General features: G+C 57.2%; 24 protein-coding genes. 11 read left to right on the top strand and 13 right to left on the bottom strand.

Features of this window, described 5'->3' with window-relative positions:
* Window positions 1-209 precede the first annotated feature (209 nt).
* Together LOY68_RS12170 and LOY68_RS12165 are read left to right on the top strand one after the other, a co-directional pair.
* The gene (locus LOY68_RS12170) at window positions 210-755 is read left to right on the top strand and encodes a GNAT family N-acetyltransferase (RefSeq protein WP_265044827.1); all 546 of its coding nucleotides are present in this window, start codon (window positions 210-212) and stop codon (window positions 753-755) included.
* Between the two features lie 123 nt (window positions 756-878).
* Window positions 879-1,748, top strand: coding sequence for an AraC family transcriptional regulator (locus LOY68_RS12165; RefSeq protein ID WP_265044826.1), 870 nt, complete (start codon window positions 879-881; stop codon window positions 1,746-1,748).
* A gap of 294 nt (window positions 1,749-2,042) precedes the next feature.
* On the opposite strand, the gene LOY68_RS12160 is transcribed toward LOY68_RS12165, so the two are convergent.
* On the bottom strand, window positions 2,043-2,786 hold the full coding sequence (locus LOY68_RS12160) for an SDR family NAD(P)-dependent oxidoreductase (protein WP_265044825.1): 744 nt from the start codon (window positions 2,784-2,786) through the stop codon (window positions 2,043-2,045).
* Window positions 2,787-2,796: 10 nt separating this feature from the next.
* Complete coding sequence (locus LOY68_RS12155; protein ID WP_265044824.1) at window positions 2,797-3,204, bottom strand: DoxX family protein; 408 nt, start codon at window positions 3,202-3,204, stop codon at window positions 2,797-2,799.
* Between the two features lie 96 nt (window positions 3,205-3,300).
* Here LOY68_RS12155 and LOY68_RS12150 point away from each other — a divergent pair, with 96 nt between their 5' ends.
* Window positions 3,301-3,681 (top strand): winged helix-turn-helix transcriptional regulator, encoded by a 381-nt coding sequence (locus tag LOY68_RS12150; RefSeq protein WP_054614670.1) that lies wholly within the window; start codon window positions 3,301-3,303, stop codon window positions 3,679-3,681.
* 190 nt (window positions 3,682-3,871) lie between these two features.
* On the opposite strand, the gene LOY68_RS12145 is transcribed toward LOY68_RS12150, so the two are convergent.
* The 4 genes from LOY68_RS12145 to LOY68_RS12130 all read right to left on the bottom strand — a co-directional run bounded on the left by LOY68_RS12145 (window position 3,872) and on the right by LOY68_RS12130 (window position 6,890).
* Window positions 3,872-4,711 carry a helix-turn-helix transcriptional regulator gene (locus LOY68_RS12145; protein WP_413787191.1) on the bottom strand — a complete coding sequence of 280 codons (840 nt, stop codon included), beginning with the start codon at window positions 4,709-4,711 and terminating at the stop codon, window positions 3,872-3,874.
* 205 nt (window positions 4,712-4,916) lie between these two features.
* On the bottom strand, window positions 4,917-5,441 hold the full coding sequence (locus LOY68_RS12140) for a hypothetical protein (protein WP_265044823.1): 525 nt from the start codon (window positions 5,439-5,441) through the stop codon (window positions 4,917-4,919).
* Window positions 5,442-5,508: 67 nt separating this feature from the next.
* Complete coding sequence (locus LOY68_RS12135) at window positions 5,509-6,429, bottom strand: NADP-dependent oxidoreductase (RefSeq protein ID WP_265044822.1); 921 nt, start codon at window positions 6,427-6,429, stop codon at window positions 5,509-5,511.
* A 20-nt stretch (window positions 6,430-6,449) separates the two neighbouring features.
* Complete coding sequence (locus LOY68_RS12130) at window positions 6,450-6,890, bottom strand: ester cyclase (RefSeq protein WP_265044821.1); 441 nt, start codon at window positions 6,888-6,890, stop codon at window positions 6,450-6,452.
* Window positions 6,891-6,981: 91 nt separating this feature from the next.
* Between LOY68_RS12130 and LOY68_RS12125 the strand changes: the two genes are divergently transcribed.
* Window positions 6,982-7,893 carry a LysR family transcriptional regulator gene (locus LOY68_RS12125; protein WP_265044820.1) on the top strand — a complete coding sequence of 304 codons (912 nt, stop codon included), beginning with the start codon at window positions 6,982-6,984 and terminating at the stop codon, window positions 7,891-7,893.
* Between the two features lie 169 nt (window positions 7,894-8,062).
* Here LOY68_RS12125 and LOY68_RS12120 read toward each other — a convergent pair whose 3' ends face one another.
* The 3 genes from LOY68_RS12120 to LOY68_RS12110 all read right to left on the bottom strand — a co-directional run bounded on the left by LOY68_RS12120 (window position 8,063) and on the right by LOY68_RS12110 (window position 9,995).
* Window positions 8,063-8,464, bottom strand: a complete 402-nt coding sequence (locus tag LOY68_RS12120) for a hypothetical protein (RefSeq protein ID WP_265044819.1) — start codon at window positions 8,462-8,464, stop codon at window positions 8,063-8,065.
* Window positions 8,465-8,585: 121 nt separating this feature from the next.
* Window positions 8,586-9,188, bottom strand: a complete 603-nt coding sequence (locus LOY68_RS12115) for an NADPH-dependent F420 reductase (protein WP_265044818.1) — start codon at window positions 9,186-9,188, stop codon at window positions 8,586-8,588.
* 72 nt (window positions 9,189-9,260) lie between these two features.
* Window positions 9,261-9,995 (bottom strand): SDR family NAD(P)-dependent oxidoreductase, encoded by a 735-nt coding sequence (locus tag LOY68_RS12110; protein ID WP_163909540.1) that lies wholly within the window; start codon window positions 9,993-9,995, stop codon window positions 9,261-9,263.
* Between the two features lie 110 nt (window positions 9,996-10,105).
* Here LOY68_RS12110 and LOY68_RS12105 point away from each other — a divergent pair, with 110 nt between their 5' ends.
* Entirely contained in the window at window positions 10,106-10,468 is a 363-nt protein-coding gene (locus LOY68_RS12105; protein ID WP_054615284.1) for a winged helix-turn-helix transcriptional regulator, read from the top strand.
* Between the two features lie 23 nt (window positions 10,469-10,491).
* On the opposite strand, the gene LOY68_RS12100 is transcribed toward LOY68_RS12105, so the two are convergent.
* Entirely contained in the window at window positions 10,492-10,986 is a 495-nt protein-coding gene (locus tag LOY68_RS12100; protein ID WP_265044817.1) for a hypothetical protein, read from the bottom strand.
* Between the two features lie 123 nt (window positions 10,987-11,109).
* Here LOY68_RS12100 and LOY68_RS12095 point away from each other — a divergent pair, with 123 nt between their 5' ends.
* Window positions 11,110-12,012, top strand: a complete 903-nt coding sequence (locus LOY68_RS12095; RefSeq protein WP_265044816.1) for an AraC family transcriptional regulator — start codon at window positions 11,110-11,112, stop codon at window positions 12,010-12,012.
* Between the two features lie 16 nt (window positions 12,013-12,028).
* Here LOY68_RS12095 and LOY68_RS12090 read toward each other — a convergent pair whose 3' ends face one another.
* Entirely contained in the window at window positions 12,029-13,888 is a 1,860-nt protein-coding gene (locus LOY68_RS12090) for an ABC transporter ATP-binding protein (protein ID WP_265044815.1), read from the bottom strand.
* A gap of 582 nt (window positions 13,889-14,470) precedes the next feature.
* Complete coding sequence (locus LOY68_RS12085; protein ID WP_265044814.1) at window positions 14,471-14,758, bottom strand: hypothetical protein; 288 nt, start codon at window positions 14,756-14,758, stop codon at window positions 14,471-14,473.
* A 395-nt stretch (window positions 14,759-15,153) separates the two neighbouring features.
* Between LOY68_RS12085 and LOY68_RS12080 the strand changes: the two genes are divergently transcribed.
* Window positions 15,154-15,993 (top strand): hypothetical protein, encoded by an 840-nt coding sequence (locus LOY68_RS12080; RefSeq protein ID WP_265044813.1) that lies wholly within the window; start codon window positions 15,154-15,156, stop codon window positions 15,991-15,993.
* Between the two features lie 1,050 nt (window positions 15,994-17,043).
* Here the strand turns inward: LOY68_RS12080 and LOY68_RS12075 are convergent.
* On the bottom strand, window positions 17,044-18,219 hold the full coding sequence (locus LOY68_RS12075) for a XylR family transcriptional regulator (protein WP_265044812.1): 1,176 nt from the start codon (window positions 18,217-18,219) through the stop codon (window positions 17,044-17,046).
* Window positions 18,220-18,395: 176 nt separating this feature from the next.
* Here LOY68_RS12075 and xylA point away from each other — a divergent pair, with 176 nt between their 5' ends.
* The 4 genes from xylA (at window position 18,396) to LOY68_RS12055 (ending at window position 23,723) form a co-directional block, all read left to right on the top strand.
* The gene (xylA, locus tag LOY68_RS12070; protein WP_265044811.1) at window positions 18,396-19,712 is read left to right on the top strand and encodes a xylose isomerase; all 1,317 of its coding nucleotides are present in this window, start codon (window positions 18,396-18,398) and stop codon (window positions 19,710-19,712) included.
* Window positions 19,713-19,861: 149 nt separating this feature from the next.
* Window positions 19,862-20,863 carry a D-xylose ABC transporter substrate-binding protein gene (gene xylF, locus LOY68_RS12065; protein WP_265044810.1) on the top strand — a complete coding sequence of 334 codons (1,002 nt, stop codon included), beginning with the start codon at window positions 19,862-19,864 and terminating at the stop codon, window positions 20,861-20,863.
* A gap of 166 nt (window positions 20,864-21,029) precedes the next feature.
* A complete protein-coding gene (xylG, locus tag LOY68_RS12060; protein WP_265044809.1) occupies window positions 21,030-22,586 on the top strand; it encodes a D-xylose ABC transporter ATP-binding protein in 1,557 nt (518 codons plus the stop codon).
* On the top strand, window positions 22,587-23,723 hold the full coding sequence (locus tag LOY68_RS12055; protein WP_163909527.1) for a sugar ABC transporter permease: 1,137 nt from the start codon (window positions 22,587-22,589) through the stop codon (window positions 23,721-23,723). It begins immediately after the preceding gene.
* Window positions 23,724-23,743: the final 20 nt, after the last annotated feature.

Raw genomic sequence — 23,743 nt, 5'->3', positions numbered from 1 at the left:
ACGTTTGCCGAGGTTTGCTTTCGGCCAATAGCTGCCTTTCAGGAAGAGCAACTAACGATCCATAACCGCACAGCCAGCTGTTACTCGGAAAATAAATCCCCCCCTTTTCTACAGCGATGGCTCCATCATTACCCGTCACATTGGATCTTTCTTTATCAAACTGCCGCTCTAGACTGGCTCCAACCCCTAGGCCAATCGGAAAGAAACCCATGTCCGTCCCCGACTTCGACTGCCAACCCGATCTGTGCGGAAGCTCCCTGAGGCTTAAACCTCTGGCAGACAGTGATTTTGAAGGTATGTTTCAGGCAGCGGCTGATCCAGGCATCTGGGGTAGCCATCCCGCCAAGGATCGGTATAAACGCGAAGTTTTCGAGGCGTACTTCGCCTCTCTACTCACCACGAAGAAGGCGCTCGCTGTCATTGATATTGCCTCGGGGGAAATCGTTGGCACATCAAGCTACTACACGCCGCCGGATCTACCGAACAGCATTGCCATCGGTTTTACATTTCTGGTGCGTGCGAAGTGGGGTGGCAATTCCAACCGCGAGCTTAAGCAGTTGATGCTGGAGCATGCATTCACGGCTTACGACATCGTCTATTTCCACATAGCGGCTACGAACATTCGTTCGCAAACGGCCACGATGAAGTTGGGTGCGGTGCACTTGTATGACGCCGAACTGAAAATATCCGCCGCGCCTGCCTTGGCGAAGTGTTATGGACTTACACACGCTCAATGGAAGACGTCGCAGGGGTGAAAGGGGCGGTCACTCATCTATGGATATTCCAACCCAAAACCAGCGTTGAGCAAACCCGGCTAGGCATGCTCCCGTCGCTATAGTCGACTCTATTGCCGACCGTACTTCCAGGAGCTTGCCCCAGTGTCTGACACGCCGATCAACGCCGCTTACACAAAGCGCTTCAACGCCGTACTCGCCTACATTGATGAGAATCTCGAAGGTGATCTGTCGGTGAAGACGTTGAGTCATGTGGCGAATTTTTCGACGTTTCACTTCCATCGCCAATTCACCGCGTTCGTCGGCGTGCCGGTTTCACGTTATGTGCAACTGATGCGGCTACGACGCGCCGCCCATCGCTTGGCCGCCGTTGCGGATCACTCGGTACTGGAGGCGGCACTCGGTGCCGGTTTCGACAGTCCCGAGGCATTTTGCAGGGCGTTCAAGCGAGCGGTCGGTATGACGCCGAGTGCGTTCAGGAAGGCACCGAACTGGCAGGTCTGGCATGCGGTGTTCGCCATCCCTCACTTTTCCAGGACTATCATCATGCAAGTACGAATCGTGGAATTCCCCGAAGTCCGGGTCGCAGCGCTTGAACATTGCGGCTCCCCCGGGCTCGTCAATGAGAGCGTGAGCAGGTTCATCGAGTGGCGCATGCAGAGCGGACAGTCGCCGGTGGCATCGAGTCGCAGCTTTGGCATTCCCTACGGCAACCCCGACACCACGCCAGCAGAAGCATTCCGCTTCGCCATTTGCGGCGAGATTCACGAGGCGGTGGAACCGAATGCGTTCGGCGTGCGCGAACTGGTCATTGCTGGCGGTCGTTGCGTCGTAGTGCGGCACGTGGGGTCGCCGGACCACATCGGCGAATCGATTTATCCGATTTACCGCGATTGGCTGCCTGCCAGTGGCGAAGAACTGCGTGATCAGCCACTGTTCTTCCATTACCTGAGCGTGTATCCGCAAACACCGCAGGATCAATGGCAAACGGATGTGTATGTTCCGTTGCAATAACGGGACGACCTGCTTTTTGATCTTGGCTGACGAGTGTCTGCTCAGGGGGATAGCTTTTTGTGACAGGCTGCAATCGGCCAGAAGTGGACGTTCAACATCCGTCTTTTCGCCTGTTCTGAATGCTATACACGGTGAGGCTTTCTATTAGCGCGGCCCATGGGATAGAGGATTACTTTGGATCGAATGCAGCCGCCGCAACCGCATCCGAATTCCGCTTGACCGCTAATCACGAGACATGGCATGTCATGTCTCCTGATTTCCGTTGAGTTGGCATTTAGTGTTTGGACACGACAGTTAGCGGGCGCTGTCGATGATTTGACCTCCGTCAGGCGTGAGGCTGTATCCCGTCAAGAACTGCGAGTCCCTGCTGGCGAGAAACAATACCACTGGCGCAATATCCTCTTCCGGTGATCCATAACGGCCAAGCGCGTTAGTAGGGGCAGGCGCATCGACTGCTGTTCCCCAAGTATCAGCAACCGGCATGACATTGTTGACAGTGATCTTGTCAGCGCCCCACTCCCTGGCCGCAGTGCGAGTCAAAGCACGTACTGCCTCCTTTGCCATGTTGTAAGGCGCATAGCCCTGCATGCCAATTACGCCGGCCAAGGAAGCGAAGTTAATAACCCGGCCCTCACCGCTAGCTTTAAGGTAGGGATAGCACGCCTGCATTGTTCGCAGATAAGCAATCGGGCCCATTTCTAAATTACGCTGCAACAACTCGGCCGATAGCTCAATCACCGATGAAAAAACCGCAGAGGGATCGAAAGCATTGTTAACCAAAATATCGATTCGTCCATAGGCAGCCATCACCTTGTCGACAGCGACAGGAAATTGATCGGGATCAGCGATATCGCAAACGATTCCGAGGGCGCCACCGCCAGCGGCCTGTATATCGGCAACCACCTGATCAACATTTTCAGCCGTGCGCGAAACGACCGCGACTTTCGCACCCTCCGCCGCCAAAAGTTTAGCGGTGGCTCGGCCGATACCACGGCCGGCGCCGGTGACAATAGCAACTTTTCCATTGAGTCGAGTCATAGTATTCCCCTCACTTAAAAGCATCATGAATGATCGCCATCGGCGCATAAGGCGATGGATTTTCGCGAACAAAGTTTTGTGTCACGAAGGAAGCAGCGAGGAGAATGATCCCAACGGCTGCCGGGATAGATCCTTTGGGTTTACGAACACCCAGGTGGGCTGACGCTGATAGCAACAGGTGATAAAACATTCCGGCATACGCCAGATCACTGATTGCCACATTGAAACGCCACAAAATCGCGATGGGCCCCAGTATCTTCACCACGATCATCAACGGCACGAGATGGGCGGCTGAATAGCCCAACTCCGCTTGTGCGTTGCGAACAAAGTCTCCTTTGGCGATGTACATCGAGGCAGAGGCGAAATAGAGCAGCGAAAGAAGCGCTGTGCTAACCCAGTAAATATAATTTCCGATCATGATGTTTTTCCTAAACAGGTGTTGTTACTTCGACTTGGGGCAAAGATGTCGTTTAATATGAAAGACCACAAGTAGGATGAAAAACTGGTGCTTAGTATGGAAAACCAGACTAATGATGACGGTCAGATCAATATGCATGAGGAAATGCGGCGCGCATTTTCGCTGCTTTCAGGCAAGTGGAAGCTGGAGATCATGTGGCTGCTAAACCAGCGAATCTACCGTTTTGGGGAACTGCGCAAAGCGATCAGCGGCATTACACAACACATGCTGACGGCGCAACTTCGAGAGCTTGAGAGCGATGGCTTGATCTCGCGAACGGTCTTCGCAGAAGTGCCCCCGCGTGTTGAATATGAAATGACAGCAAAAGCACGTGCACTCGGACCGACGATGGAGGCGCTCGCTAAATGGTGGAACGAATACGGCGGAAGCGTGCCGGTGAAGCCCGCCTCACGTGGCCGCAAAGCAAAAATAATCTAGTTGGATCAACGACTGATTTGAGTCGATCTGGGTGTAGCTTGAAAGGCAGCAATGGGTCGAACGGCCGGTCATGACTGACTGCTTTTGGCCGATTGCTGTCTGTCGCGACCGACCGATAGCGGCCAGGAGCGAAGCTTAAAGAGCCCCCATGCTAAAAAGGTGATGCCCACCCTACCCTATTCACACCCCATCATTTCAACGCAACACTTCCCAATGCCAAATGCCTTTCCACAATCGCCCTAACGCGATCTGCATCAACGCTCGTAACCGGGTTGTAGACGATCATCGAAAGATCCGGGCGGCCGTCCACCGCAAAGCCGGAGTATTCCAGTTCGATAACGCCATGGGTTGCATGCCGCAGGCGTTTGGTTCCTTCTCCGTGTAGACGAACGTCGTTATCACGCCACAATGCCGAGAAATCCGGGCTCAGGCTGCATAGTTCATCGGCGAGTTTGATCACTTCAGAGGCCGCTCCGGCGCGGGTAGCTTCGGCCCGAAAAGAGGCGACAATGAAACGCGCGACAGCTTGCCAGTCGTCTTGTCTGGCTCGAGCGCCGGGGTTGCAAAACATCAGGCGCAGGATGTTGCGCTGTTCCACTGGCAGCAGGCTGTAGTCAGTAAACACTGCCGCCGCAGCGCTGTTCCAGGCCAGCACATCCCAAGTGGCAGTTTTAATAAAAGCGGGGCTGAACTCGAGGGTATCCAGAATTCGTTGCAAGCGCGGCGTCACGCCCTCTGGCGCACAGTAGACAACTTCGGGGGGATGACCAAAGGCGAGCATGAACAAGTGCTCCCGCTCCGGCTCGGTCATCAACAGGCTTTGAGCAATTCGGTTCAACACCTGCACGGAGGGTGCGCCGCCGCGCCCTTGCTCCAGCCACGTGTACCAGGTCGCGCTGATGTTCGCCCGGTGCGCGACCTCCTCTCGACGCAATCCCGGAGTGCGTCGACGCGCGCCGGAATATCCAAAACTTGCGGGGTCCGCTGGAAAAGCACCAACCAGGCGCTCGTTACCATGCCACTGCCGAATCAAACATCACTTTTCGCCTCATTGCCGAAACAATCAGCGAAGGTCTGGGCCTGCCTAAAGTGGCGGTGCCAGCGGATGAAGCCATGGCGACTTTCGGTTGGCTATCGAGCTTTGTGGGTAAGGACATGTCGAGCATGAGTACGAAGACTCAAACGCGGTTGGGTTGGCAGCCAAGCGGGCCGGGGTTGATTGACGACCTCAGAAGCTATTTCATCCTATAGGCATCCACGTCCCCATTGCCGGCGAGCGGAGCCGGCAAGATCATGTCGTCCAGGCCCATCTGGCGTAGAAACTCTGCCTGCTTCTGGTAATACACCGCATCGATTGTTTCGGTGCCTTTATGCTGACCATCAACGGTCACGCGTAAAGGTCGCTGGCCGCGAGGCATTGCAAGCACCTCGGCGGCAGCCTGACCGAGCGCTGAAACATCCAGCGCACCGCCATTGGCCAGGTCAATCGCATCAAGCTTCTCGCCCAGACCGGCCATGCGTGCGGCCAGCTCACCGTATTGATGCTCAATGGCCTGGTAGGCCGGAGCCTGCGCATCGGCAAAATGTTCGGTTCCAGAGGTAAACGCGCCCGGCACCAGGATGACGCTTTCGATACCTGACGGCATTACCTCCATGGCCATGACTTCGGCCAGCGCATCACCCGCCACCTTGCTCGCAATGTAGGGGCCCAGAAAGGGTTCGTGCAGCCGAGGCCAGCGCCAAAGCAATCGCCTTGCCAATGCCCGAACCTGCACCCGTAATCAGAACCACCTGTTGTGCATTGAGTGTCATGTTGTGACTCCCGAATCAATGGCCGGTACGGATGATGACCTTTCCACACGCATGCCCGGTGGCCACTTTTTCCAGCGCGGCGCGGGTCTCGTCCAGGGCAAAGATCGAGTCGGTGATGACCTGCAACTGCCCCGCACTGAACTGCCGAACGGCTTCCTGGAGAAAAGGCGTGGCACTGGCGAAGAACACCGCCTGGCCGACATGTCCTTCGCGGGATTCGATGTCAAATTCCACCAGGGTCGCAATACGGCCGCTCATACCCAGCACTGACCAAGAGTTCTCCAGCGTGGAGCCGCCCAAGATGTCGAGCACCAGGTCGATGTCACTCAGCGTGGTGAAATCCTGGCTGCGGTAATCGATCACTTCGTCCGCGCCCAGGCTCTTCACCAGTTCAATATTGCGCGCGGAGGCCGTGGCGATGACGTGGGCGCCAGCCATATGAGCCAACTGCACCGCCATGCTGCCTACGCCACCCGCTCCCGCATGGATCAACACCCGCTCGCCGCGTTTCAACTGCCCGACCTCGAATAACGCCTGTCGCGCAGTACCGAACGCCGTAGGCAGCGCCGCGGCCTGCTCGAAGCTCATGGTGGAAGGGATCACGCAAAGGTCGGCGGCGGCGACTATCAATTGCTGGGCAAACGCACCACCAGCGCTGGGTGAGCTGCGGCCGAACACGCGATCACCTGGTTTCAGGTGCGTGACTTGATCACCGACGCTGCTGACGACGCCGCTGAAATCGGTGCCGGGAATGTACGGCAGTTCGACTGGAAACACCGGCTGCATATACCCGGCGATTATCTTCAAATCCAGCGGATTGACGCTCGCGGCCTCGACACGCACGACGGCCTCGTCTGCGCCTGGCTGCCTTGGGCCGGCGTTGTGGAAAGTGACGACCTCAGGGCCGCCAAATAAAGAGATGGATGCTGCTTTCATGATGAGCCTCTCGCGGTGGTTCAAGCTTGAGCAGGGAATTGACCGAGTTGCAGGAACAGGCCGAACCAGTCCTCCATGTGCCAAGTCGTAACGACACGCTCGCCGTCCAGTGTATGGAACTCATGCAGACGGAAGCTCACCTTCTTGCCAGTGGCGGCAATGCCAAACAATTCGCCCAGATGGGTGCCCGTTATTTCAGCGCGAACAGCGATCTGACCAGGGACTTGGATCATGTCGTGGATAACGATGTGCACATCCGGAAATGCCTCGCCGAAGCTGCGGATAATCGGCTTGATGCCCTCCGGGCCTGGACCTTGCCCAGGCGCCAATGGGATGTCGTCCCAGTCGGCGGACAGCACGCTGTCGACGAGGTCAGGATTCTTTTCGCTAAAGGCGCGATACAGAGTTTCAACTGCCTGGCGTTCGGTGTTGAGGCGGGCGGTAAGTTCGCTGGAAGTCATTGCATTGCTCTCGTCGTGGGGTATGACGAAAGTGTCAGTGATGGGCTAACATCTGTAAAACAAATGATCTGTATAGGTGTTTATTTGAATTATGGATTTTCATGGCATCGATTTGAATTTGCTGGCCGCGTTTAACGCCTTGATGACAGAGCGAAACGTAACTCGAGCAGCGACTCAAGTCGGCGTCAGCCAGCCCGCCATGAGTGCAGCGCTTTCCCGTTTGCGCAAACTGTTAGGTGACCCGCTGTTTTTACGCAGTGCTGAGGGTCTCCTGCCGACACCGCGCGCGCGTGATCTGGCCCAACCCATCGCACTGGCATTAAGGCAAATCGAAGACGCATTGGTGACGAAACCCCGTTTTGCACCCGCCGATACAGTGATCACGATGAACCTTGGCCTGTCGGATTACCCCGCGTTCGTGCTGCTGCCAAAGTTGTTGCAGGCGGTGGAAGAACACGCGCCGAACCTGTCGATCAATGTCCACGCCGTCAACGGCCGCGACCACGCGGTGGACTTGCTCGATGCCGGGGTTATCGACGCCGCCATTGGCGTATTACCGAGCCATCAGGATGGCCGCATTCTGACACGGCCGATTCTGCGCGACGCTTTCGTCACGCTCATCGCTCACGACCACCCAGCGGCCAGAGGCGGGATGGACATGGATACATACCTTGCGTTGCCCCATGTGCTGGTCTCTCCAGAAGGAGAGCGACACGGCCTGGTGGATCAGGCGTTGGCGCAACTGGGTAAACAACGCAAATTGGCACTGACGCTGCCGCATATGTTCGCGGTGCCAGCGGTCATCGCCGCTTCTCACATGACCGCCACTGTCCTGAAACGAATAGCCCTCAGCTCACCCAATGGACGGCAACTCGCCCTGTTCCCTCCACCAGTGGCGCTACCGGAGATTGTTTTTCATCTGATCTGGCACCGTCGTGTCAATGGGAGTACGGCTCAAGAATGGTTCAGGGAGATGATTGAAAAGGTCGCGTTGGAGCTGTGATGGATGGGCAGCATCCGCTGGCCGGCGAACCTTTTCTTGAAGCGTCTCGCTTGCAGGACGTGGACATGGTGGCTGGTTTTTTTATTAACCAGGACACGCATCCATCGCGCAAAAAAAACCCGGCGGATAAGGCCGGGCTTTCGTCGAGTACTGCGGTAGAACCATGCATTCAGGCGGCACGGCGTTCGAGCAGACGGTCAGAACCACTTTCGGCAACCTGGTTGCCTTGCAGATGATCCGAACCATCAGAGGCAACAGAATCGCTGAACAGTGGATCGGTTTCAGTCGAGGCAACGGCGTCGCTGAACAGCGGGTCAGTCTCAGTAGCGGCTACGGCGTCGCTGAACAATGGATCGGTTTCAGTAGCGGCTACGGCGTCGCTGAAAAGACGATCCGAAGCATCCGCAACAGCGCGTTTTTCCAGAAGACGATCAGCGCCACCTTCGGCAACACGATTCTGCATCAGGTGATCCGAGCCGCCTTCAGCGACCACAGGTTGAGTAGAAGTGGCAGCGAATGCATTCAGTGCGAAGATCGAGAACACGATGCCGAGGATGGTTTGGCGTTTCATGATGGTGTGCTCCGGGGTGTAGTGATTGGGAATGGAGCCGATCTTACGCCGCGGTATTAATAAGAGAACTTCATTGAATCAATGGTTGTTATTGATACGATTAATGAGCCCTGGTGTGCGCCTATTGGTCGAACTTGACCAGGTCCTTGAAGATCAACTGACCCCAGCTATTTCCGCGTGCCTGCACCAGCAGTCCACCTTCCGAAAGCCCGCCCAGTTTGATCGGCGAAAAACCGAGATTTTCCGCAAGCGCACCTATCTCCGCTGCGGCGCCGTCATCGTCGCTCGCCAGGAACACGACTCGCTTGCCACCTTTTACCGCCGGATCCTGGTCAAGAACGCCAGCAACCAAATGGTTGAAGCCCTTGACCAGTCTTGCACCTGTGAAGGCCTGCGCGATGAACTTGGAAGAAGGCAGTCCTCCCAGTTCCTCGGGAGGTACGCCGTAGGCATTGGTCACATCGATGATGGTCTTGCCTTTCCAGCTCGGCAGGGCCTTGGCGACATCCCGGTGCGACTCGAAACGGACAGCCAAAAAGATGATGTCCGCCGTGAGGGCTTGCGCCAGTGTTTTGGGAATGATCCCGGGGCCGATATCGGCCGCAGCGGAGGCAAAACTGTCCGGGTCGCGAGTGGTTGCAACGGATACTTCGATGCCGCTGCGGGCAAACGCTTTGGCAAGCGCCTGGCCAAGTTTGCCGAAGCCGATAATTGCGTAGCTCATATATTTTCCTCAGGTTTTGGCACGCCCAACGGGCTCCGAATATCGATGGAGTGACCGGCCGGGCGTAGGGATTCAGATTTGCGCCAGACCGCCGTCGACGGCGACCTCGCTGGCGGTCATGAAGCTGCTGTCCTGCGACGCGAGAAACGCGGCAGCCGCGCCGATCTCCGCCGGATCGGCCATGCGCTGGAGCGGGTTCATCGAAGCGAAGAGCTTCATGCCTTCCTCGCCTAACGCTGCCTTAGCGAGTTCGGTCGCCGTCGGGCCGGGTGACAGCACGTTGACCCGGATGCCGGTGCCCTTCAGGTCCTCGGCCCAGGTCCGCGCGAGGTTGCGCACTGCCGCTTTGCTTGCGCTGTAGACGCTGAATGCCGGGGCGCCCGTGGTGCCGGCGCTCGATCCGGTGAGGATGATCGAACCGCCCTGCCCCATCAGCGGCAGCGCCTGCTGGACCGTGAAGATCAAGCCTTTCACGTTGGTTTCGAAGGTTTCGTCAATGTGCTCGGCGGTGATCTTGCCGAGCGGAAGCTGGCTGCCCGCCCCGGCATTGGCGAAGACGATGTCGAGGGTTCCGCGCTCAGCCTTCACCGCCGCGTAGAGTCGGTCGAGGTCGGCCAGCTCAGACACCGAGCCCTTCACTGCGCGGGCATTCGCCCCGAGCTCGGCTATAGCGGCGTCGAGCGCTTCCTGGCGGCGGCCGAAGATGAAGACAAAGGCGCCCTCCTCGATGAAGCGTTTTGCTGCGGCGAGGCCGATGCCGGTTGCGCCGCCGGTGATCACGGCGGTCTTTCCATTCAGTCTGGTCATATCGTGCATCCTTCGTTGGAGTTGTTCCCAAGCAGGATTGCTTGCTTGAGACGAGGATGCAGCGCTGATAACCTAAGGACAAGTATGCACCTTTTGGTAAGTATCGAAATATGACGACGACTTCTGAAATCTGTGGCACCGGTTGTGGGCTCAACGCCACGCTGCGCATCATCTCGGGCAAGTGGAAACCGCTGGTCTTGTTTTTCCTGCGCGACGGCCCGAAACGCTACGGCGAGCTCAAACGTTTGATCCCGGGCGTCAGCGACAAAGTGCTGATCCAGCAATTGAAGGATCTGGAAGCCGATCGCGTGCTGGCGCGAAACGACTACAAGGAAGTGCCGCCACGCGTGGACTACACGCTGACCCCGCTCGGTCGCAGTCTGGCTGACGCGATCATGCCGCTGTGCGCCTGGGGCACCGAGAACGCCGCGCAAATGGCCAGCATCTTTGCCGAGCGCGACGCTCTGGCCTAGCGGGAGGCTGAAGTACCGCTGTGTCAGGCAACCCTGCGCAGGCGCGCGCCGTTTTTCCGCAGAGCGAACACCTGAGCCGCCACGCCCACAACAAGCGCCAGGGCGATAAAACCCAGCGCACCTTTTAGCAAGGGCGAATTCGGGTCGGTGACGATCGGGTGGCCATCAGGGACTCGACGCAACGTCTCCGAGACGGTCGGAACCATCAGCAAGAACGCCGTCAGGCTCAGAAGAATGGTTTCAAGGTACACCCCTGCCCGGCCCAGCCAGGCAACGAAGCCGACTCCGTAACCGGCGAGCAACAGCACGATCGTGACCGCGCCGATCACCGGGCTGATAGGTTGATGGGCCACCAGAAACACAGTCAAGCCGCCGATCAGCATCGAGATGAAATACGCAAGGCCGGCCCGCGACCTTGGCACGATTCGTCCGTGCTTGATGAACATGTAGGCGGCCAAGGGAATGGCTGGCAAGCTTCCAAGGGTGTGTAGCCAGCCAAGGGCAGAGATCCCGAACATTCGACTATTCCTTTTTTGATTGGATGATGCGCATCACGCAGCGCACGTTGTTGCGTTGTCGATTAACCGCGTGAAAGCGTTATGCTTCGGGGCTCAGACTATTGAAGGCGTGGCCGGACTGACATGACGGATCTACTCGAAGACTTGACCATTCGTCCAGAGATGCAGCTAGAGGGGCTGGCCACAGGCGATCTGCTCTCGCAGGTTTTGGCGCAGATTCGTCTGACCGGGGATCGCGTCTACTCCACCACGCAAGCCTTGGGTCAACGCCTGAAACTGGACGAAAAAAGCTCGCACATCTGCGTCCTGCAACAGGGACAGCTGCACATCGAAGGCGCTGACGGACAGGTCCAGACGATCGAACAGGGCGACATCCTGCTGCTGCCCCACGATCCGTCATCGTTGAACATCACCGTCTCCGAGGGACCTGCGTCGCTCGTCATCTGTCGCTTCTGGTTCGATGCCAGCAGCTTTCAGGCCATGCTGTTCGCCCTGCCGTGGCTGATCCATATCAAGCACGCCGAAGCTGCGGCGTGGTCGGAAGGTATCCTGCATTTCATGCTGATCGAGGCCAATGACACCCAGCCTGGAGGCGCGTTGATGATTTCGCGCCTGATTGACCTCACTGTCATTCGCATCCTGCGCACCTGGGTTCAGCACGGCATGGCCTCAGGCTGGCTAGGCGGCTTGTCCGACGAGCGCATCGCCCGAACCCTCAGAGTGATCCATGAAAAGCCCGGACAACAGTGGCGCATCGAGGCACTCGCCACGATCGCCGGCATGTCACGTTCAAGCTTCTGCGATCGGTTCAGCGCGCTGGTGGGACGCTCACCGCTGCGTTACCAGAATGAATGGCGACTGACCCTGGCAAAAACCATGCTGGCCAAGCACAACAGCCGCATCGGCGAGGTCGGGTTTGCGATTGGCTACGAGTCCGAGGCTTCTTTCAGCCGCGCCTACAAGGCGTATTTCGGACGCTCGCCACGGGACGACAACAGCCTGGGTGGGGTTGAAGAACAGGTTTGAATCAGACGCGGCGTCCTCACAACTGATCCACAGCCTCGAACACGCCTTTATCCTCCCCCAGGAACCCGCCGCTTTGATGCTGCCACAGCCGCGCATACACGCCGTTCTTCCCAAGCAATTCGGCGTGAGTGCCCTGTTCGATGATGCGTCCATCATCCATGACGATGAGCCGGTCCATGGCCGCAATCGTGGACAGCCGATGGGCGATGGCGATTACGGTTTTGCCCTGCATCATTTCGTCGAGGCTTTCCTGAATGGCCACTTCGACTTCCGAGTCCAGCGCGCTGGTAGCCTCGTCGAGCAGCAGGATCGGAGCGTTCTTGAGCATGACCCGGGCAATCGCGACCCGTTGGCGCTGGCCGCCCGACAACTTGATGCCGCGCTCACCCACCAGAGTGTCGTAGCCGGTGTGGCCTTGTCGGTCGCTCAGTTGGCTGATGAACCCATCAGCCTGGGCATTCGTCGCGGCGTTGCGGATCTGCGCGTCGGTCGCATCGGGACGGCCGTAGGCAATGTTGTCGCGAATCGAACGGTGTAGCAGCGAGGTATCCTGCGTGACCATGCCGATGGCGCCGCGCAGGCTATCTTGTGTCACGTGTGCGATGTTTTGGCCATCGATGCGAATCTCCCCGCTGTCGATGTCATAGAAGCGCAGCAGCAGGTTGATCAGCGTGGATTTGCCGGCGCCGGAGCGGCCCACCAGACCGATCTTTTCGCCCGGGCGAATGCTCAAACTCAGGCCATCGAGCACCTGCCGTTCGCCGTTGTAGTTGAAGCTGACGTTGTCGAAAGTGACCGCGCCGCCGGAGGTTGCCAGCACGCCCGCGTCCGGCGCATCCTGCACCTTGGCGCCCTGGGTCAGCGTCGCCATGCCATCCTGTACGGTGCCGATGCTCTCGAACAGCGACGTCATCTGCCACATGATCCAGTGCGACATGCCATTGATCCGCAACGCCATGGCAGTGATCGCCGCCACGGCACCCGCGCCGACCTCGCCTTGATGCCATAGCCACAGCGCATAACCACCAGCGGCCATGATCAACGCCACGACCAGTGCCTGATTGACGATCTCGAACAGGCTGACCAGGCGCATCTGGCGAAAGCCGGTTTGCTTGAAATCCTCCATCGCCGCACGCGCGAAGTGCGCTTCACGATTGGAGTGGGAGAACAGCTTCACCGTCGTGATATTCGTGTAGGCGTCCGAGATACGCCCGGTCATCATCGACCGCGCATTCGCCTGCTCCTGCCCGACTTTTCCCAGGCGGGGCACGAAGTACAACATGGCCACGCCGAACAACACGACCCAGGCAACAAAAGGCAGCATCAGTTTCAATGCGAAGCCGCCGGCCAGTGCGATGATCGCGATGAAATACACACCGATCCCGGGCAAGATCTCGATCAGGGTGAACAGCACGTCGCGCACGGCCAGCGCCGTCTGCATGACTTTGGTCGTGACCCGGCCGGAAAACTCATCGGAAAAAAACGAAAGGCTTTGCCGCAGCATCAGGCGATGGAAATCCCAGCGCAGCCGCAACGGCAGGTTAATCGCCAAGATCTGATGCTGCACCATCGTGCGCAACGCCACCAGCCCGACGCTGGCCACCATGACAATGCCCATGCCCCACAACACGCGACTTTCCTGCGCAGCCGCCTCACCGCCCGCCTGCCAGGTCGAGAGCAGGTCCACGACCTGCCCGAGGAAAGAAAACAGCCAGGCTTCGTAAATCGATACAGCCGCACTGAGCAGCGCCAGCGCCAGGATGTAACCGCGAGCGCCCCGGGTGCAGGCCCACAGGAAGCGAGCCAGACCGTTGGGTGGCGGTGGTACCTCGTCAGGAGGAAAAGGGTCGAGTCTTCGTTCAAACGCACGAAGCATGGTGTTCTCCAAAACGATCAAGTTGAGGAGATTCTGCCATTGATCGGTTGCGTTGAGGGTTTTGCGAGGTTGGGTCGATCGTGAGCAGCATGGATCAACTTCATCAAAACCCTAACGAACTCAAGGCTTCGAGGAAACGCAACATCGCTGGTTTTTCGGCTGGTTTTTCACCGATGCAACACACTTGCGGGTCGCTTAGAGAGCACCAGACTGTAACGGGGTCGCCTACCTGCAACCCGTATGAGGCTTTATTGAGAGTTTCAGTTGACCAGGCGTCAACAGTCTCATTGAGAGACGTTTGAAAGCGCTTCCCATTGACGCTATAGCTGAAGCTCATGAACCGCGCCCCGATCCACGGTGCGTCACTCCCGACAAAGGTTACGTAACCTTGTACAACTTGCCCCACAGGTCCGTGCACAGCGCTCATAAATCATTTCCTGAGGGATGAAACCTTCAGGAATCATAGCAAGGGTTTAAGAAAGCGGTTTTATGCACTCTGGGCTGGAAGCGGTCGGTCGTACTCACCTGTTCTCGACATTTAGCTGCCATCCGCAAACGCTTAGAGATGAATTGAATCGCCTATCAGGCGCTGACCTGGTCGAATAGCCTTTGCAGAAAAACATCGCCCGCGACACAGTCTGAAAGCAAGTAATGCCCAGACCAATTGTCCCAGCCAGCCGATAGGGTGAACTCAGCACACTGGAAATCTTGGTGGATTTGTTCACTCATGCCCATGACGGGTGAACCCACCCGTTTGAACCCCCGAAGCTTGACCAGCTCTTCTGCTATCGATAGCCAACCAGCGTCTGACAACTCGTTGAAATCAAGTGCCAGATGACCATTAGCGGCCTTATGGAGAGTTGGGGTCATTCGTTTCCGTCCAAGGTGTGGCGCGAAGGGGATGCGCAAGCGGGGGTTGAAAACGGACCCAGGATACACATCAGTTCTCGCTTGCGGCATAAGCTACTGTTTCGCCAATAGAGTGCCCATGGGCCCCTTCTCGCCGTTCCCGGTCGGTTACGAAAGGCAGCAATCGACCCATAGCAGGCTCTCATAGGTACAACGATGCGGCCCTTCTCGCACGGAGAAATTGCCAATCGCAAAGTGTCGTGCAAAAGCATCACTTCTGATTGGACAAAATCTCAAACCAATACTAGCCTTGCGCCATGTCACATGAACCTTAGAGTATCAGGCAGATTTTAAGCTGCGAAAATTTAGTTTCTACGCGCGAGCAATTACAATTCTATACATAAGGCCATATTGAGATGATCAAGCAATTAATAATTATGGCAATCGGAGCGTCCTTGTCGGCTTGCCAACTACCAAATAGGACTGATGTGGTTCCGGATCTACCCTCAAACTTCAGTGCGAGAACAATAATAGAGTCTAATAATGGTCTGTTGTCAGAGGGGCTAAATAAAGTCCCAGGTTCCATATGTTTAGCGGACGAGGAAACCGGACTATGCAAAACTGAAAATCTGTTACCAAACCAATGCTTGGCCAAGGGTACCGCCGTACAAGTAAAAGCAGTAACTGACCCGTCACCAGCATACCATTCAATAATAACCAAAAACTACAACCTTAGCTTTACGACTCCTTTCATATCGGCCCCATCAAGTGCCGATTATATTGATGAGGTTAAAGCATCTATATCGGCTACTGCCTCTATTAGCACCGCCGGAACGGACGACGGAAACGGCTTTCCTGGAATAGACGGCATCAAGGCTTGTATTTTAAAAAATTTCGGCCCTGGAAATTATAAAAAAGTCATTTGGATTCAGTCTGCAAATATCATTTCTGTAACCACCTCAAGATACTCAAAAGTATCAAATGGCTCTGATGTTAAAGGTACTGGTTTCGGTTTCAATGGCTCAACCTACAACAGTAGTTCGGTAGGTGCGCAGACGATATGGATTGGGATTTTCGGCAACTCAATTTACAATGTCGGCGTAGTAAATAAGTCTGTGCTTGATAGCTCGAAAACATCTATAATCAGTTCCGACGATAAAACCACCATCATTGAAACTCCCTCGGCCCCTACTGCACCGCCACCTCCTGCCACTGTACCTATTCTAACTCCCGCAGTCGAGTCCACTCCATCCTAAAGATAGACGGCACAGAGAATAGTATAGTCTTCGATGAAGAACACTATATCGCCGGCAAGTCGAACAGTTTGTGAGATTTTTTATAAAGTATCCCGTCGGGCTTGTTCCAACGGGTTTTTATTTTAAGTTCAAACGATGATTAGTTGCTGGACTAACGGTTGTGAATGTCTGCACTTTGCCAATTCTGTTGAAAAAGTTGGCTTCAAATTCCACGCCAGAAAAGTACGCGCCTGAGATTGAACTCTGAATTTTTGGCAAAAGGTTCAGGACTCGGATTTAACATAGCGGCGTGCAACAGAGGTGTTTTCATCCATCAATATTCGAGTGTTTTGGAAAGCCGATTTTTTCAACACAATCGGCCGACTGCTGCCTCTCACGAAGGTCTGCAATCGACCCATTGCTGCCGGTGGCGACAGGCCTCATCGACCCATAGCGGGCAACGAAACGAAGACCTCGCCGTCAGCTAATCTATTTCAACTATAACGACACTGAAAGCGATTCAAGGGAATGAAAATGGGATTTAGGGATGATCTAGTCTGTTCAATGGTTTTGATCACTCTTGTTCTCGTTTACGCATCCAGTGCTGGCAGCACGCTTCACTTAGGCTTCTGGTATCTCATTGGAGTGCCAGTGGTAATGTTGCTTCCAGGCTTGATTCTACGTTCTCGGCCCCTGTTTCTAACTGGAACAACAGCCGCAGCGGTTGTCACTCTTCTGGTCTACATGGCGATCGTATCCAGCTCGGGTCGTGATGGCGGTCTCGTTGGGTTGGGTCATTTATTTTCTGTCCCGGGGATGGTCGTCGGCACAAGTGTTTCGGCTTGGTTGTTGAGGTTCCGTGTAAATACGAGCTTGCCATGGATTGTCGCGGGCTTTGCGTTTCTGGGAGCCGGCTTCGGTTTCATGATTGCCCAAGTTATCGTGTGCACCACCGCTATGTACTGCGGCGCACTATCGATGGGTGTTTGGAATTAACTGAACGAGCGTCCGCTTCTGGCCGAAATCCCCCCTCCGCCCCACACAACAATCAACAAATCCCACCCCACATCACTATCTAACACCCTGCTGATACTCACGAGGCGTACACCCAAACTCGCGACGGAACACCGTGTGCAGATACTGTGCAGATTTGAAACCACAATCGCGGGCAACGTCCGCAATCGCTGTCTCGGTATTTTCCAACCCGCTGGTAGCCGCCGCCAATTTGAAACGCAGAATCTCGTCATGCACGCTGCAGCCTCGCTCAGTGCGAAAGTGCGACTCCAGCGATGAGCGCGAGACGCCGACATACGCCGCCACTTGCGCGGTCTTGATGCCCTGGCAGGCATATTGGCGGATAAACAGCAGCGCTTGCATGACGTAGGGGTTGCCCAACGGTTGGTGCAAACTCGACACCTGCACGTTGATCGCATCCGGCGGGATCAGGATGTGCGTGCCGGTGGACGGCATGCCGTGCAGCATCTGGTGGAGTAGTTGCGCGGCGGTGCGGCCCATGGTTTCGGTGCCCTGGATGACCGAGCTCAGGGGGACTCGAGTCAGGCTGCGTGTCAGGGGGTCGTTGTCGATGCCGATCAACGCCACTTGCTCCGGCACGGCGATTCCGGCGGTCAGGCAGGCTTGCAGCAACTGGCGGGCGCGGGCGTCGCTGACGGCGATGATGCCGATGGGCTTGGGCAGGCTTTGCAGCCAGGCGATCAGTTGTTCGACGGCGCTGTCCCAGAGCGGTGCGCTGGTGCCCATGCCGCGATAGACCTCGGCGTGCAAGCCGTCACGTTGCATCAGTCGTCGAAAGGCTTTTTCCCGTTCCTGAGCCCAACGATTGGCCTGCGCTTCAGGCAGGCTGAAGCAGGCAAAACGCTGCAGCCCGGCCTCGATCAAGTGCGCGTAAGCCAGGGTGATCAGTGCGTTATTGTCGGTGGCGACGTACGGAATCCCTTTCGGATACGCGCGCTCATCCTGATAGGAACCCCCCACCGCCACCACCGGCAACTTGATGTCGGCCAGCGCCTCGCCAATCAGCGGATCGTCGAAGTCGGCAATGATCCCGTCACCTTGCCAGCGCTCGATCCCTTTCAACCGGCAGAGAAAATCCTCTTCCAGGAACAGGTCCCAGGACGCGCGGGTGCTGCTCAGGTAGTTGCCGATGCCGCTGATGATGCCCCGGTCATAGATCTTGCTCCCGTTGAACAACAGTGCGATGCGGTGAACAGGCGGTACTGTTTTCATTGTTTTCAGGCTTGTTCCGGGGCCCCTTCTCACGGAGGCGGTTTGCACAGACTAGGCGCGCCGGCGGCGAATCTCAATACGCAAAATCGCACCCTGTGTTGGTGATTTTCATAATCAGCAGGCATGGGGCCGTTGCTAGTATCGAGACACCGCCAAGAACAACAAGGACATTGCCAATGCTGTACTTCCCCGATGTCGACAAGATTCGCTACGAAGGCCCTGCCAGCGATTCTCCCCTCGCCTTCCGTCACTACGACGCTGACAAAATCATCCTCGGCAAACCCATGCGCGAACACCTGCGCATGGCCGCCTGTTACTGGCACACCTTCGTCTGGCCGGGTTCCGACGTGTTCGGTGCAGGTACTTTCAAGCGCCCATGGCAGCACGCCGGCGACCCGATGGAACTGGCCATCGGCAAAGCGGAAGCCGCGTTCGAGTTCTTCTCCAAACTGGGTATCGACTATTACTGCTTCCACGACACGGATGTCGCCCCGGAAGGCAACTCACTGAAGGAGTATCGCAACCACTTCGCGCAGATGATTGATCACCTGGAGCGACACCAGGAAGAAAGCGGGATCAAGCTGCTGTGGGGCACCGCCAACTGCTTCAGCAATCCGCGCTTTGCCGCCGGCGCCGCCAGCAACCCGGACCCCGAAGTGTTTGCCTTCGCTGCTGCCCAGGTGTTCAGTGCCATGAACGCGACCCAACGCCTGAAAGGCTCCAACTACGTGTTGTGGGGCGGTCGCGAAGGCTACGAAACCCTGCTCAATACCGACTTGAAACGTGAACGCGAACAACTGGGCCGCTTCATGCGCATGGTGGTCGAGCACAAGCACAAGATCGGTTTCAAAGGCGACCTGCTGATCGAACCCAAGCCGCAAGAGCCGACCAAGCACCAATACGATTACGACAGCGCCACCGTGTTTGGCTTCCTCCAGCAGTTCGGCCTGGAAAAGGAAATCAAGGTCAACATCGAAGCCAACCACGCGACCCTGGCCGGTCATAGCTTCCATCACGAGATTGCGACGGCCATCTCGCTGGGGATTTTCGGCAGCATCGACGCCAACCGTGGTGATCCGCAAAACGGCTGGGACACCGATCAATTCCCCAACAGCGTCGAAGAAATGACCCTGGCCACCTATGAAATTCTCAAGGCCGGCGGGTTCAAGAATGGCGGGTACAACTTCGACTCCAAGGTGCGCCGCCAGAGCCTCGATGAGATCGATCTGTTCCATGGTCACGTCGGCGCAATGGACGTCCTCGCCCTGTCCCTGGAGCGGGCTGCCGCCATGGTTCAGAACGATCAGCTTCAGCAGCTCAAGGATCAACGCTACGCCGGCTGGCAGCAGCCGTTCGGGCAGGCCGTGCTGACAGGTGAGTTCAATCTCCAGTCATTGGCCGAACATGCCTTCGCCAACGAACTGAATCCGCAAGCCGTCAGTGGCAGGCAGGAAATGCTCGAAAACGTCGTCAACCGGTTCATCTATCGCTAATCGCCAACGGAGTCTGCGGGCGCAACAACGCTGTGACATTCGCACGACAAATCTGTGTCCGCTGCGTCTGCCGATTCTCTACAGTTCTACCAGCCCGAGACTCATCGTCAGGCAGTGTCTTTCAAACAAAAATAAAAGGACGCACCACCATGAAGAATGTAAAACGCGCGCTATTGGCCAGCGCCCTGGCGCTGCTGTCGCTGCCAGTAATGGCCGATGCTGCCCACCCGAAAATCGGCTTCTCCATTGATGATCTGCGGCTGGAACGCTGGTCGCGTGACCGCGATTACTTCGTTGCGGCGGCGGAGAAAATGGACGCCAAGGTCTTCGTACAGTCGGCCGATGCCAACGAGCAAAAGCAGATCTCGCAAATCGAAAACCTCATTTCTCGTGGCGTCGATGTGATCGTCATCGTGCCGTTCAACGCCACGGTGCTGACCAACGCAGTGGCCGAAGCGAAGAAAGCCGGGATCAAGGTCGTGTCCTATGACCGCCTGATTCTCAACGCGGATATCGACGCCTACATTTCCTTCGATAACGAAAAGGTCGGCGAGATGCAGGCCAGTGGCGTGCTGCACGCGGCGCCCAAGGGCAATTACTTTCTGCTCGGCGGTGCGCCCACCGACAACAACGCAAAAGTCCTGCGCGAAGGTCAGATGAAAGTGCTGCAACCAGCCATCGACAAGGGCGATATCAAGATCGTCGGCCAACAATGGGTGAAGGAATGGAACCCTACCGAAGCGCTGAGCATTGTTGAAAACGCCCTGACCCGCAACGACAACAAAATCGACGGCATCGTCGCCTCCAACGACGCCACCGCAGGCGGCGCCATCCAGGCACTGGCGGCTCAGCAACTGGCCGGCAAGGTGCCGATTTCCGGGCAGGACGCAGACCTCGCAGCGGTCAAGCGAGTGATCGCCGGCACGCAAACCATGACCGTGTACAAGCCGCTGAAACTCATCGCCTCCGAAGCCGCCAAGCTCTCGGTACAACTGGCGCGTAACGAGAAACCCGCCTACAGCTCGCAGTACGACAACGGCAACAAAAAAGTCGACACCATCCTGCTGACCCCGACTCCGCTAACCAAGGACAACATCGACCTGCTGGAACAGGACGGGTTCTACACCAAGGCGCAGATTGCCGGGCAGTGACCAAGGCATCAATCCCTGGTTATGCGTAACCCCTTGTGGAAGCGAGCCTGCTCGCGAAGACGGTGGTTCAGCCTGCATCGCGATTGAATGTGCTGACGCCTTCGCGAGCAGGCTCGCTCCCACAAAGATTAGTGCCATGTGAGTCTTTGTTATACGAGCCCTCTCCATGTCCGACTATCTGCTGCAAATGAACGGTATCGTCAAAACCTTCGGCGGTGTCAAAGCGCTCAATGGCATCGACATCAAGGTCAGGCCGGGTGAGTGCGTCGGGCTGTGCGGCGAGAATGGCGCCGGCAAGTCCACGCTGATGAAGATCCTCTCTGCGGTCTACCCCTATGGCACCTGGGACGGTGAAATCCTCTGGGAAGGTCAACCGCTCAAGGCGCAATCGATCAGCGAAACGGAAGCCGCCGGTATCGTCATCATTCACCAGGAACTGACGCTGGTTCCCGACCTGTCGGTGGCCGAAAACATTTTCATGGGCCATGAACTGACGCTGCCCGGCGGGCGGATGAATTACCCGGCGATGATTCACCGCGCCGAAGCCCTGATGCGTGAATTGAAAGTGCCGGACATGAACGTATCGCTGCCGGTGTCGCAGTACGGCGGCGGCTATCAGCAACTGGTGGAAATCGCCAAGGCCCTGAACAAGCACGCGCGCCTGTTGATCCTCGACGAGCCTTCGTCGGCCCTGACCCGCTCGGAAATCGAGGTGCTGCTGGACATCATCCGCGACCTCAAAGCCAAGGGTGTCGCCTGTGTCTACATCTCCCACAAGCTCGATGAAGTGGCCGCCGTGTGCGACACCATTTCGGTGATCCGCGACGGCAAACACATCGCCACGACCGCCATGGCGGACATGGATATCCCACAGATCATCACCCAGATGGTCGGACGGGAAATGAGCAACCTCTACCCCACCGAGCCGCACGACATTGGCGAGGTGATTTTCGAGGCGCGTCACATCACCTGCTACGACGTCGACAACCCCCGGCGCAAACGGGTCGACGATATTTCGTTCAGCCTCAAGCGCGGGGAAATCCTCGGCATCGCCGGGCTGGTCGGTGCAGGTCGCACGGAACTGGTGACAGCGCTGTTCGGCGCCTACCCCGGCCGCCACGAAGGCGAAGTCTGGCTGGACGGCCAACTCATCGACACCCGCACGCCGCTCAAATCAATCCGTGCCGGCCTGTGCCTGGTGCCGGAGGACCGCAAGCGTCAGGGCATCATTCCAGACCTGGGCGTCGGCCAGAACATTACCCTGGCCGTGCTCGACAGTTACTCGAAACTGACCCGCATCGATGCCGAAGCCGAACTGGGCAGCATCGGTCGGGAAATTTCGCGTCTGCACCTCAAGACCGCGAGTCCGTTCCTGCCAATCACCAGTCTGTCCGGTGGCAATCAACAAAAAGCCGTCTTGGCGAAGATGCTGCTGACCAAACCCCGGGTGCTGATTCTCGATGAGCCCACCCGAGGCGTGGATGTCGGCGCCAAGTACGAGATCTACAAGCTCATGGGGGCGCTAGCGGCCGAAGGCGTGTCGATCATCATGGTGTCATCGGAGCTGGCCGAAGTGCTCGGCGTTTCCGACCGCGTACTGGTGATCGGCGAAGGCCAGTTGCGTGGCGACTTCATCAACCACGGACTCACCCAGGAACAGCTGCTCGCCGCCGCACTCAGCCAGCCTGATGGCCATAACAATAATGATCGGAAATCCGCGTAAATGAATCAGGTCAAACAACTCTTCACCCGCTACAAGATGCTCGCGCTGGTGTTTGCCGTGGCGTTTATCTGGCTGTTCTTCAGCTGGCAGACCGAGGGCGGATTCCTCACACCGCGCAACCTCTCCAACCTGCTGCGCCAGATGTCCATTACCGGGATTCTTGCCTGCGGCATGGTGCTGGTCATCATCAGCGGCGAGATCGATTTGTCGGTCGGCTCATTGCTGGGCCTGCTCGGTGGCCTCGCGGCTATTCTCGACGTTGTCTACCACATACCGCTGCTGGCGAACCTGAGCCTTGTCGCCCTGTGCGGACTGCTGATCGGCCTCGCCAACGGCTACATGGCCGCCTACCTGCGCATTCCGTCGTTCATCGTCGGGCTGGGAGGCATGCTGGCTTTCCGCGGTATTTTGCTGGGGATTACCGGCGGCACGACCATCGCCCCGGTATCGCCGGAGCTCGTCTACATCGGCCAGGGTTATTTGCCCCACACGATCGGCACGGGCCTGGGCGTTCTGCTGTTCGCACTGACGTTGTTCCTGACCTGGAAACAACGGCGCAATCGCGCCCTTCACGGCTTGGCGGCACATTCACTGGTGCGTGACGTTGTACGCGTGCTGTTGATCGGCGCGGTGCTGGCCGGCTTCGTCCAGACCCTCAACAGCTATGACGGCATTCCCGTACCAGTCCTGCTTCTGCTGGTTCTACTGGGCGGGTTCAGCTACGTGACCAGCCAGACCGTCTTCGGCCGACGCGTGTATTCCGTGGGCAGCAACATGGAAGCGACGCGTCTGTCCGGCATCAACGTGCAGGCCGTGAAGCTGTGGATTTTCGGGATCATGGGCGTGATGTGCGCCCTCGCCGGCGTGGTCAACACCGCACGCCTGGCCGCCGGTTCGCCCTCGGCCGGCAGCATGGGCGAACTCGACGCCATCGCCGCCTGCTTCATCGGCGGCACCTCCATGCGCGGCGGTTCCGGAACCGTCTACGGCGCCCTCCTCGGCGCACTGGTCATCACCAGCCTGGACAACGGCATGTCCATGCTCGACGTCGACAGTTACTGGCAGATGATCGTCAAGGGCAGCATTCTGGTGTTGGCCGTGTGGGTCGATGTGAGCACTCGGACCGGGAGGCGTTGATGCGCTGAGGATGAAGTTGT

This window comes from Pseudomonas sp. B21-053, assembly GCF_026016365.1.
Taxonomy (GTDB): Bacteria; Pseudomonadota; Gammaproteobacteria; order Pseudomonadales; family Pseudomonadaceae; genus Aquipseudomonas; species Aquipseudomonas nunensis.
This window is presented reverse-complemented; position numbering and strand designations above follow the sequence as displayed.